The sequence below is a fragment of the Acidovorax sp. Root217 genome (assembly GCF_001428645.1).
Lineage (GTDB): Bacteria > Pseudomonadota > Gammaproteobacteria > Burkholderiales > Burkholderiaceae_C > Acidovorax.
Window position 1 is genome coordinate 301,847 of sequence record NZ_LMIH01000041.1, and the last position, 10,500, is coordinate 312,346.

Genomic DNA, 10,500 nt, shown 5'->3' on the forward strand with positions numbered 1-10,500 from the left:
TACCATGACCCCTCAAGCGTCCTGCGCGCTCGAACTGCGTGACCTGCGCAAGAGCTTCGGCAAGACCGAAATCATCCGCGGTGCCAACCTGGTGGTGGCACCCGGCGAGCGCGTGGCCATCATCGGCCCCAACGGCGCCGGCAAGTCCACCCTGTTCAACCTCATCAGCGGGCGCTTCGCCCCCACCAGCGGCGACGTGATCCTGAACGGCCAGCGCATCAACGGCCTGGCCCCGTACGAGATCAACCGCATGGGGCTGTCGCGCAGCTTCCAGATCACGAACATCTTCCCCAAGCTGAGCGTGTTCGAGAACCTGCGCTGCGGCGTGCTGTGGAGCATGGGCTACAAGTACACCTTCCTGCGCTTCCTGTCGAACCTGCACGATGCCAACCAGCGCGCCAGGGAGCTCATGGAGATGATCAAGCTCGACAAGAAGCGCGACACGCTGGCCATGAACCTGACCTATGCCGAGCAGCGCGCCCTGGAGATCGGCATCACCATCGCCGGTGGCGCCAACGTGATCCTGCTGGACGAGCCCACGGCCGGCATGAGCAAGAGCGAGACCACCCGCTTCATCGGCCTCATCAAGGAGGTGACCGAGGGCCGCACCCTGCTGACCGTGGAGCACGACATGGGCGTGGTGTTCGGCCTGGCCGACAAGATCGCCGTGGTGGTGTACGGCGAGGTGATCGCCTTCGACACCCCCGACAAGGTGCGCGCCAATGCGCGCGTGCAGGAGGCCTATCTGGGATCGGCCGTGGCCGACGAGCAGGGCGCGGGACACTGATTTATGCTGAAAATTGACAACCTCCACGCCTACTACGGCAAGAGCCATGTGCTGCATGGCGTGAGCTTCGACGTGCAGCCCGGTGAGATCGTGGCGCTGCTCGGGCGCAACGGCTCGGGCCGCTCCACCACCGCCAAGGCCATCATGGGCCTGGTGGACTGGGAGGGCACGCTCGAGTTCAAGGGCCAGAGCCTCACGGGCAAGAAGGCCTACGAGATCGCCCACCTGGGCCTGGGCTATGTGCCCGAGAGCCGCGACGTGTTTCCCAACCTCACCGTGCACCAGAACCTGCTGCTGGGCCAGAAGGGCAGCGGCAAGGGCAGCCGCTGGTCGTTCGACGACATGTACGAGATGTTCCCGCGCCTCAAGGAGCGCCAGCACACCGAGGCGGGCGTGATGTCCGGTGGCGAGCAGCAGATGCTCACGCTGTGCCGCACGCTGATGGGCGACCCCGACCTGATCATCATCGACGAGCCCACCGAAGGCCTGGCGCCCAAGATCGTCGAGCTGGTGGGGCAGTACCTGCAGACCATCAAGGCGCGCGGCATCTCGGTGCTGCTGATCGAGCAGAAGCTCACCATCGCCATGAAGATTTCGGACCGGGCACTGGTGATGGGCCATGGCTCCATCGTCTTCCAGGGCACGCCCGACAGCCTGCGGGCCGACAACTACATCCGCAAGGAGTGGCTTGAAGTCTGACGACTTCCGGCCAAAGCATGACAAAGAGGCGCCTGACAGCTCATGGCGCCTCTTTTTTTGCCCAAGGAGACGGTTTGGTGGCCCAGAGCCATGTCCCCACCGGGACAAATTGACACGCCAGGGCCGCGCGAAGTCTCTACAATAAAAACGCACGATCGTTCTTTTTCACTCTCCAAGGAACAACAGCATGACCGCTGAATACAAAGTCCACGGCTCCGTTGCCGTGATCACCCTGGCCAACCCCCCCGTCAACGGACTGGGCCTGGCAACCCGCCAAGGCATCGTGGACGGCCTCGGCCGCGCCAATGCCGATGCAGCGGTCACGTCCATCGTCGTCACCGGCGCTGGCGGTGCGTTTTCCGGCGGCGCAGACATCAAGGAGTTCGGCACCGACAAGTCCCTGCAGGAACCCAATCTGCTGTCGGTGATCGCCGCCATCGAGAATTCGTCCAAGCCCGTCGTGGCCGCCGTGCACACGGTTGCCATGGGCGGTGGCCTGGAGCTGGCCCTGGGCTGCCACTACCGCATCGCCGCGCCTGGCTGCAGTCTGGCGCTGCCCGAAGTCAAGCTCGGCCTGATCCCCGGCGCCGGCGGCACGCAGCGCCTGCCGCGCGTGCTGGGCGTGGAAGCCGCCCTGAACCTGATCGTCAGCGGCGAACCCGTCAAGAGCGAGATGATCGGCTCCGTGCCCGGCCAGAAGCTGTTCGACAAGATGGCCGCATCCGCCGAGGCGCTGGCCGCCGAAGCCCTGGCCTTTGCCCAGAGCGTGGCCGACGTGCGTCCGCTGCCGTTGGTGCGCAACCTGCCCTGCAAGCACCCCGAAGGCGATGCGTACTTCCAGTTCGCGCGCAACATGGTCAAGGGCATGGCCAAGAACTACCCCGCGCCCGCCAAGTGCGTGGACGCGGTCGAAGCCGCCACCAAGCGCAAGTTCGCCGACGGCATGCTGTTCGAGCGCGAGGTCTTCATCAACCTGATGTGGACGCCCGAGTCGCGCGCCCTGCGCCACCTGTTCATGGCCGAGCGCGCTGCCTCCAAGATCCCTGACGTGCCCTCCGACACCCCGAAGCGCGAGATCAAGTCCGTGGCCGTGATCGGCGCCGGCACCATGGGCGGCGGCATCTCCATGAACTTCCTGAACGCCGGCATCCCCGTCAAGATCCTGGAGACCAAGCAGGAAGCCCTGGACCGCGGCGTGGCCACGATCAAGAAGAACTACGAAGCGCAGGTCAAGAAGGGCAAGCTCAAGGAAGACAAGTACGCGCAGCGCATGGCCCTGTTGACGACCACGCTCGACTACGCCGACCTCAAGGATGCCGACCTCGTGATCGAGGCTGTGTTCGAGGAGCTGGGCGTCAAGGAAACCGTGTTCAAGCAGCTCGACGCCGTGATGAAGCCCGGCGCCATCCTGGCCTCCAACACCTCCACGCTGGATGTGGACAAGATCGCTGCCTTCACCAAGCGCCCAGAAGACGTGGTGGGCATGCACTTCTTCAGCCCCGCCAACGTGATGAAGCTCCTGGAAGTGGTGCGCGGCGCCAAGACCAGCAAGGACGTGCTGGCCACCGTGATGGCCATCGGCAAGAAGATCAAGAAGACTTCGGTGGTCTCGGGCGTGTGCGACGGCTTCATCGGCAACCGCATGATCGAGCAGTACAGCCGCCAGGCCGGCTTCCTGCTGGACGAGGGCTGCACGCCCCAGCAGGTGGACAAGGCCGTCGAGAAGTTCGGCTTTGCCATGGGCCCCTTCCGCATGGGCGACCTGGCTGGCAACGACATCGGCTGGGCGATCCGCAAGCGCCGCTCCGTCGAGCGCGCCGACATGAAGTACAGCCGCACCGCCGACAAGCTGTGCGAGCTTGGCCGCTTCGGCCAGAAGACCGGCGCAGGCTGGTACGACTACCAGGCCGGCAAGCGCGATGCGATTCCGAGCGAGCTGGTCAACAAGATGATCGAAGACCACCGCAAGGAGTTGGGCATCACGCCGCGCAAGATCTCCGACGAGGAAATCGTGCAGCGCCTGGTGTTCGCACTGGTCAACGAAGGCGCACACATCCTGGAAGACGGCATCGCCAGCAAGTCCGGCGACATCGACATGGTCTACCTCACGGGCTATGGCTTCCCCATCTACCGCGGCGGCCCCATGCACTACGCCAGCGAAGTGGGCCTGTTCAACGTGGTGCAGGCCATGGACCGCTTTGCCAAGAACCCCAACGACGATGCGGAGTTCTGGAAGCCCGCGCCGCTGCTGGCCAAGCTGGCAGCCGAAGGCAAGGCGTTCGCCTGAGCGAACTACTGATTGATGCAGTGAAGCCGCACCGGATGCATACGCCCCTGGCGGCCATCGGTGCGTTCCACCCCTGAAAGGATTTTTCCCATGACCTCCGCAGTGATCGTTTCCACCGCCCGTACCCCGCTCGCCAAGAGCTGGAAGGGTGCCCTCAACATGACCCATGGCGCCACGCTGGGCGGCCATGCCGTCAAGCACGCCATCGAGCGCGCCGGCATCGACGGCGCCGACGTCGAAGACGTCATCATGGGCTGTGCCAACCCCGAAGGCGCCACCGGCGCCAACATCGCACGCCAGATCGCGCTGGCCGCCGGCCTGCCGGTCACGGCATCGGGCGTCACGGTCAACCGTTTCTGCTCTTCGGGCCTGCAGACCATCGCCCTGGCGGCACAGCGCATCATCGCCGGCGAAGCCGACGTGTATGTTGCCGGCGGTGTGGAAAGCATCTCCTGCGTGCAGCAGGAAATGAACATCCACATGCTGCGCGACCTGGCCCTGGACAAGGTCAAGCCCGAGATCTACTGGAGCATGCTGCAGACCGCCGAGCAGGTGGCCAAGCGCTACAACATCAGCCGTGAAGCCATGGACGAGTACGGCGCCGCCAGCCAGCAAAAGGCCTGCGCAGCCCAGGCCGCCGGCCTGTTCGATGCCGAGATCGCCCCCATCACCGTGACGGCCGGCGTGGCCGACAAGAACCTGGGCCTGATCACCAAGCAGGTCACCCTGAGCAAGGACGAAGGCACGCGCGAAGGCACGACGGTCGAGTCCATCAGCGGCCTGCGCTCGGCACTGCCCGGCGGCCTGATCACGGCCGGCAATGCCAGCCAGTTCTCCGACGGTGCCGGTGCCTGCGTGGTGGTGAGCGAAGAGTACGCGAGCAAGAAGGGCCTCAAACCCCTGGGCCGTTTCCTCGGCTTCGCCGTGGCCGGCTGCGAGCCTGACGAAATGGGCATCGGCCCGGTGTTCGCCGTGCCCAAGGTGCTCAAGAAGCTGGGCCTCACGGTCAACGACATCGACCTGTGGGAGCTGAACGAAGCCTTCGCCGTGCAGGTGCTGTACTGCCGCGACAAGCTGGGCATTCCAGCCGACCGGCTCAACGTCAACGGCGGTGCCATCGCCGTGGGCCACCCCTACGGCGTGTCGGGCCAGCGCCTGACGGGCCACGCCCTGATCGAAGGCAAGCGCCGCGGCGCCAAGCGCGTGGCGGTGACCATGTGCATCGGCGGCGGCATGGGTGCTGCGGGCATCTTCGAAGTGCTCTGATGCGCCGGTGATGTGTGTGGGGGCGTAAGCGTTGTGGTGCTTACGTTTGCTCACAGGGAGCTTTGGGACAATGCGGGCCGGCTGCTTCGGCGGCCGGCCTGCAGACGAGGCGCGGCAAGTGCCGTGCCCCGTCCCGGGTCTACAACAATCACCATCCATCAAGAGAGATCCACCTATGTTCACGAAGGTTTGCTCAGCACTGGCCGTCCTGGTCGCCTCGACCCTGGGCGTTGCGGGCACTGCCCACGCACAGAGCTACAAGCTCAACCAGGCCTTGCCGGAAGACCGGGACACCATCCTGCAGGAAATCACCATCGCGGCCGACCGCGTCACCGCGACCATCCTGCTGCGCAACACCAGCAAGGAAACCATCGAGGCCTGTGCCCATGCCAGCGCGCGGCCCGAGTCCTTCTCGATCAAGGACCTCGATACCGGCAAGGTCGTCAAGCAGTTGGGCTCCACGGGCCTCAAGGCCTGCGACCAGGGCATGGACACCATCAAGCCGGGTGCGCGCAAGACCTTGAAGATCGAGTTCCCCGGCCTGCCTGCCACTGCACGGCGCCTGCAACTGGGCGAGAACAACTGCCAGCCCAAACCCGACGACGACATGGACTATTGGTGCTTTGCCGAAGTCGTGCTGGCCAACAAGAAGTAGCAGCCGCCAGGTATGCGACCGCCGCCCCGTGCGGCGGCGGTGCGGCCCGGTGGTTCATTCCTGCGCCCTGCGCGCGTTTTCTCCAGGGTTTTCACACATGAGCCTTCGCCCCACCGTCGAATTCCTTCTCTACCAGTGGCTGCACGCGCAGACCCTGCCCGAGCGCGAGCGCTTTGCCGACCATTCGCGCGACACCTTCGACGCGGTGCTCGACACCTGCGAGCGCATCGCGCGCGAGAAGTACGCGCCCTTCAACCGCACGGTGGACACACAGGAGCCGCACTTCGACGGCGAGAAGGTCACGCTGCCCCAGTGCACGCATGACGCAAACCGGGCCTATGCGGCTTCGGGCATGCTCAGCGCCGCACAGGATTACGACATCGGCGGCATGCAGCTGCCCTACACGGTGGAGGCGGCGGCCAACAGCTTCTTTGCCGTGGCATCGATCAGCATGGGCTCGGGCCTGCTCACGGTGGGCAACGCCAACCTCTTGATGGTGCATGGCACCGAGGCGCAGAAGACGGTGTTCGCGCTCAATGAATTCTCGGGCCGCTTCTCGGGCACCATGTGCCTGTCGGAGCCGCAGGCCGGCTCCAGCCTGAGCGATGTGGCCACGCGCGCCGTGCCCGATGGCGATGGCTTCGAGAGCGACCCGCTGGGCCCGCGCTATCGCCTCAAGGGCAACAAGATGTGGATCTCGGCCGGCGAGCATGAGCTCACCGAGAATATCATCCACCTGGTGCTGGCCAAGATCCCCGGCCCCGACGGCAAGCTGGTGCCCGGCACCAAGGGCATCTCGCTGTTCATCGTGCCCAAGAAGATGGTGGACACCGATGGCCAACTGACCGGCGTGCGCAACGACGTGGCGCTGGCGGGCCTGAACCACAAGCTCGGCTGGCGCGGCACCACCAACACGCTGCTCAACTTCGGCGAGGGCAAGTACCCGGTCGATGGCCAGGCGGGCGCCGTGGGCTACCTCGTGGGCCAGGCCGGCAAGGGCCTGCACTGCATGTTCCACATGATGAACGAGGCGCGCATCGGCATCGGCATGGCGGCCACCATGCTCGGCCTGGCCGGCTACTACGCCAGCCTCGACTACGCCAAGAACCGGCCCCAGGGCCGCCCGGTGCAGGGCCCCAAGGACAAGGACGCTGCGGCTGCCGCCGTGGTCAAGGACGTGGCACAGCCCCAGGTGCGCATCATCGAGCACGCTGACGTCAAGCGCATGCTGCTGGCGCAAAAGTCGTACGGCGAGGGCGCGCTCGCGCTCAACCTGTTCTGCGCGCGCCTGGTGGACGAGCAGGCCACCGGCGATTCAGTGGCCGCCGACGAGGCCCGCCTGCTGCTGGAAGTGCTCACTCCCATCGCCAAGAGCTGGCCCAGCGAGTGGTGCCTGGAGGCCAACAGCCTGGCCATCCAGATCCACGGCGGCTACGGCTACACGCGCGACTTCCCGGTGGAGCAGTACTGGCGCGACAACCGCCTGAACATGATCCACGAAGGCACGCACGGCATCCAGGCCATGGACCTGCTGGGCCGCAAGGTGCTGATGGAAAACGGCCGGGGCCTGCAGTTGCTGGCCGCGCGCATCAACGGCACCATCGAGCGCGCCATCCAGGTGCCTGCCATGGCTGCGCACGCCAATGCCCTGGGCAGTGCGCTGCAGCAGGTGGGTGCCGCCACCAAGGCTGCCTGGTCCACAGGCCAACCGGCCGATGCGCTTGCCAATGCCGTGCCCTACATGCAGGCCTTTGGCCACATGGTGCTGGCCTGGGTGTGGCTGGACGTGGCCCTGGCCACGCTGCAGGCCGACCCTGCGCTGGAGCAATCCGCGGGTGTGGGCAGAATGGGCGCCATGCGCTTTTTCTTCCACTACGAACTGCCCAAGATCGGCGCCTGGCTGCAGGTCGTCAGCACGCGCGACGCGACCTGCGCGGTGTTCCCTGAGGACGCATTTTGATGACCGCACCGCACACCCTGCAGCGCATGCACCAGCTCATCTGGGCGCTGATCTACGGCGGCCTGCTCACGCTGGTGCTGGGCATTGCCACGGCCCCGGCGGACGAGCCGCTGGGCTGGGCCCTGGGGCTCACCGGCGGTGTCCTGGCGGCCGTGGGCGTGGTGCTGATCGGCGTGCGCTCGCGCATGCAGCCCGGCGCCTGAGAATTGCAGGGCGCCAATCGCGCAGGCGACACGGCCCTCTTTGGTTGCGCCGCACAATGACTGCGCAACCGCCATTTCACATGTGCATGGCGACCACGCCATGCTCAGCCCACCAACGACCATCCAAGGAGACAACATGACCACCCGCACCATCCAACAACTGTTCGACCTGACCGGCAAGACCGCCCTGGTGACCGGCGGCTCGCGCGGCCTGGGCCTGCAGCTGGCGCAGGCGCTGGGCGAGGCCGGCGCCAAGGTGCTGCTGAGTTCGCGCAAGGCGTCCGACCTGGAAGAGGCCGCTGCTGAATTGAAGGCCGCTGGCATCGATGCGCAGTGGATCGCCGCCGACTGCTCCAACGAGGCCGATATCCGCCGCCTGGGCGACGAGACCCTGGCGCGGCTGGGCCATGTGGACATTCTGCTCAACAACGCTGGTGCCGCCTGGGGCGCACCGGCGGAAGACCACCCCGTGGAAGCCTGGGACAAGGTCATGAACCTCAATGTGCGCGGCTACTTCATCCTGTCGCAGCACATCGCCAAGCACAGCATGATCGGCCGGCGCAGCGGCAGCATCATCAACGTGGCGTCCATCGCCGGCCTGGGCGGCAACCCCAAGGGCATGAACACCATTGCTTACAACACCTCCAAGGGCGCGGTGATCAACTTCACGCGTGCGCTGGCGGCCGAATGGGGCCAGTACAACATCCGTGTGAACGCCATCTGCCCGGGCTTCTTTCCGAGCAAGATGACGGTGGGCACGCTCAAGGCCATGGGTGAGGAAGCCCTGGCCGCCCACGCCCCGCTGGGCCGCCTGGGTGACGACGAAGACCTGAAGGGGCTCTGCGCGCTGTATGCCTCGGACGCCGGCAAGCACATTACCGGCCAATGGCTGGCGGTGGATGGCGGCGTGAGCATCGTCACGGGAGGCTGAGGCCCGCGCCTGCGCGCCGGCTGCGCGCGGGCCGGCTGCGGAGCGGCTCCAGCGGGGCTATGCTTGCAGCTTTCCCCTTTGTATTCTGGAGTTGCCTGTGCTGAATTTCGGTGTTCCCATTCCTTTCGTCAGCCACCTGGGCTTCACGCTGCACCGCATGCAGCAGGGCGAGTCGGAGCTGCACTACGAGGCGGCGCCCGAGCACCTCAATTCCTTCGAGGTCACGCATGGCGGCGCCACCATGACCTTGCTCGACGTGACCATGGCCACGGCCGCGCGCAGCGAGACGCCGGACCACGGCGTGGTCACCATCGAGATGAAGACCAGCTTCATGCAGGCTGCCCGCGGCCCGCTGGTGGCCAAGGGGCGCCTGCTGCACCGCACGGCCTCGATGGCCTTTACCGAGGCCTCGGTCTATGACGGCGAGGGGCGCCTGTGCAGCCATGCGACGGGTACCTTCAAGTACGTGCGCCGGCCGGCGGTAGACCCCGCTACTGGTCAACCCCTCAAAAACATCTCCAGCGACTGAGCGCGCGGAGTTTTCGCATCCGAAGGCCCAGGCCTTTCACCACAAGCCCCATTTTTCCCAGGAGTTCCCCATGGCCCGCAACCAACAGATCGTTCTCGACAACCGCCCGCAGGGCGAAGCCGTGGCCGGCAACTTCAAGCTCGTGGCCACCGACACGCCCGCGCTGCAGGACGGCCAGGTGCTGGTGCGCCACCATTTCCTGAGCCTGGACCCCTACATGCGCGGCCGCATGAACGAGAGCAAGAGCTACGCGGCCTCGCAAGGCCTGGGCGAGGTCATGATCGGCGGCACCGTGGGCGAGGTGGCCGAGAGCCTGAACCCCAAGTACGCCGTGGGTGACAAGGTCGTGGGCATGGGCGGCTGGCAGGAATACAGCGTGGTCGATGCCAACACGCCCGGTGCCCTGCGCAAGGTGGACACCACGCATGTACCCCTGTCGCACTACCTGGGCGCCGTGGGCATGCCCGGCGTGACGGCTTGGTATGGCCTGGTGAAGATCATCGCGCCCAAGGAAGGTGACACCGTGGTGGTGAGCGCCGCCACCGGCGCCGTGGGCAGCGCCTTTGCCGCGCTGGCCAAGGCCCGCGGTTGCCGCGCCGTGGGCATTGCGGGCGGGGCCGACAAGTGCCGCTACGCGGTCGAAGAGCTGGGCTTCGATGCCTGCATCGACTACAAGGAACACAGCGACGTGAAGGCGATGTCCAAGGCGCTCAAGGAAGCCTGCCCCAAGGGCATCGACGGCTACTTTGAGAACGTGGGCGGCTGGATCATGGACGCCGTGATGCTGCGCATGAACGCCTTCAGCCGCGTGGCCCTGTGCGGCATGATCGCCGGCTACGATGGCCAGCCCCTGCCCATGGCCAACCCGGCACTGATGCTGATCAACCGCATGAAGATCGAAGGCTTCATCGTCAGCGAGCACATGGAAGTCTGGCCCGAGGCCCTGAAGGAGTTGGGCACGCTGGTGGGCACCGGCAAGCTGCGCCCGCGCGAGACTGTGGCGGAGGGCATTGCTGCCGCCCCCGAAGCCTTCCTGGGATTGCTCAAAGGCAAGAACTTCGGCAAGCAACTGGTCAAACTCATCTGAAATGAAGCACCCCCTGAGTCGCTTCGCGCCTTCCCCCTCTCTCGCATTGCTGCGCAATGCGGGAGGGGGACGCCCCCAGCGCGGCGGGGCGGCCCT

10 protein-coding genes are annotated in these 10,500 nt (G+C 66.0%); all 10 read left to right on the plus strand.

The window, feature by feature from the left end; translation table 11 throughout:
- The first annotated feature begins 4 nt into the window (after positions 1–4).
- The 10 genes from ASE31_RS27895 to ASE31_RS27940 all read left to right on the plus strand — a co-directional run bounded on the left by ASE31_RS27895 (position 5) and on the right by ASE31_RS27940 (position 10,404).
- Complete coding sequence (locus ASE31_RS27895) at positions 5–787, plus strand: ABC transporter ATP-binding protein (protein ID WP_057205957.1); 783 nt, start codon at positions 5–7, stop codon at positions 785–787.
- Between the two features lie 3 nt (positions 788–790).
- The gene (locus ASE31_RS27900; RefSeq protein WP_057205959.1) at positions 791–1,486 is read left to right on the plus strand and encodes an ABC transporter ATP-binding protein; all 696 of its coding nucleotides are present in this window, start codon (positions 791–793) and stop codon (positions 1,484–1,486) included.
- 187 nt (positions 1,487–1,673) lie between these two features.
- Complete coding sequence (locus ASE31_RS27905; RefSeq protein ID WP_057205961.1) at positions 1,674–3,773, plus strand: 3-hydroxyacyl-CoA dehydrogenase NAD-binding domain-containing protein; 2,100 nt, start codon at positions 1,674–1,676, stop codon at positions 3,771–3,773.
- A gap of 90 nt (positions 3,774–3,863) precedes the next feature.
- Positions 3,864–5,039 carry an acetyl-CoA C-acyltransferase gene (locus ASE31_RS27910; RefSeq protein ID WP_057205963.1) on the plus strand — a complete coding sequence of 392 codons (1,176 nt, stop codon included), beginning with the start codon at positions 3,864–3,866 and terminating at the stop codon, positions 5,037–5,039.
- A gap of 175 nt (positions 5,040–5,214) precedes the next feature.
- The gene (locus ASE31_RS27915; protein ID WP_057205965.1) at positions 5,215–5,694 is read left to right on the plus strand and encodes a hypothetical protein; all 480 of its coding nucleotides are present in this window, start codon (positions 5,215–5,217) and stop codon (positions 5,692–5,694) included.
- Positions 5,695–5,791: 97 nt separating this feature from the next.
- Positions 5,792–7,654: an acyl-CoA dehydrogenase gene (locus tag ASE31_RS27920; protein ID WP_057205967.1), complete on the plus strand. Its 1,863-nt coding sequence runs from the start codon at positions 5,792–5,794 to the stop codon at positions 7,652–7,654.
- Positions 7,654–7,857 carry a hypothetical protein gene (locus ASE31_RS27925; protein WP_057205969.1) on the plus strand — a complete coding sequence of 68 codons (204 nt, stop codon included), beginning with the start codon at positions 7,654–7,656 and terminating at the stop codon, positions 7,855–7,857. Before ASE31_RS27920 ends, ASE31_RS27925 begins: the two co-directional genes overlap by 1 nt.
- Before the next feature lie 136 nt (positions 7,858–7,993).
- Positions 7,994–8,788: an SDR family oxidoreductase gene (locus ASE31_RS27930; protein WP_057205971.1), complete on the plus strand. Its 795-nt coding sequence runs from the start codon at positions 7,994–7,996 to the stop codon at positions 8,786–8,788.
- Positions 8,789–8,885: 97 nt separating this feature from the next.
- Positions 8,886–9,317, plus strand: a complete 432-nt coding sequence (locus ASE31_RS27935) for a PaaI family thioesterase (protein WP_057206238.1) — start codon at positions 8,886–8,888, stop codon at positions 9,315–9,317.
- A 70-nt stretch (positions 9,318–9,387) separates the two neighbouring features.
- The gene (locus ASE31_RS27940) at positions 9,388–10,404 is read left to right on the plus strand and encodes an NADP-dependent oxidoreductase (RefSeq protein ID WP_057205973.1); all 1,017 of its coding nucleotides are present in this window, start codon (positions 9,388–9,390) and stop codon (positions 10,402–10,404) included.
- Positions 10,405–10,500 lie beyond the last annotated feature (96 nt).

Excerpts from the sequence above, each read along its gene's own strand:
- ASE31_RS27930 (WP_057205971.1), top strand. The coding sequence starts at position 7,994 with ATGACCACCCGCACCATCCAACAACTGTTCGACCTGACCGGCAAGACC.
- ASE31_RS27895 (WP_057205957.1), top strand. The coding sequence starts at position 5 with ATGACCCCTCAAGCGTCCTGCGCGCTCGAACTGCGTGACCTGCGCAAG.
- ASE31_RS27920 (WP_057205967.1), top strand. The coding sequence starts at position 5,792 with ATGAGCCTTCGCCCCACCGTCGAATTCCTTCTCTACCAGTGGCTGCAC.
- ASE31_RS27940 (WP_057205973.1), top strand. The coding sequence starts at position 9,388 with ATGGCCCGCAACCAACAGATCGTTCTCGACAACCGCCCGCAGGGCGAA.
- ASE31_RS27925 (WP_057205969.1), top strand. The coding sequence starts at position 7,654 with ATGACCGCACCGCACACCCTGCAGCGCATGCACCAGCTCATCTGGGCG.
- ASE31_RS27900 (WP_057205959.1), top strand. The coding sequence starts at position 791 with ATGCTGAAAATTGACAACCTCCACGCCTACTACGGCAAGAGCCATGTG.
- ASE31_RS27915 (WP_057205965.1), top strand. The coding sequence starts at position 5,215 with ATGTTCACGAAGGTTTGCTCAGCACTGGCCGTCCTGGTCGCCTCGACC.
- ASE31_RS27905 (WP_057205961.1), top strand. The coding sequence starts at position 1,674 with ATGACCGCTGAATACAAAGTCCACGGCTCCGTTGCCGTGATCACCCTG.
- ASE31_RS27910 (WP_057205963.1), top strand. The coding sequence starts at position 3,864 with ATGACCTCCGCAGTGATCGTTTCCACCGCCCGTACCCCGCTCGCCAAG.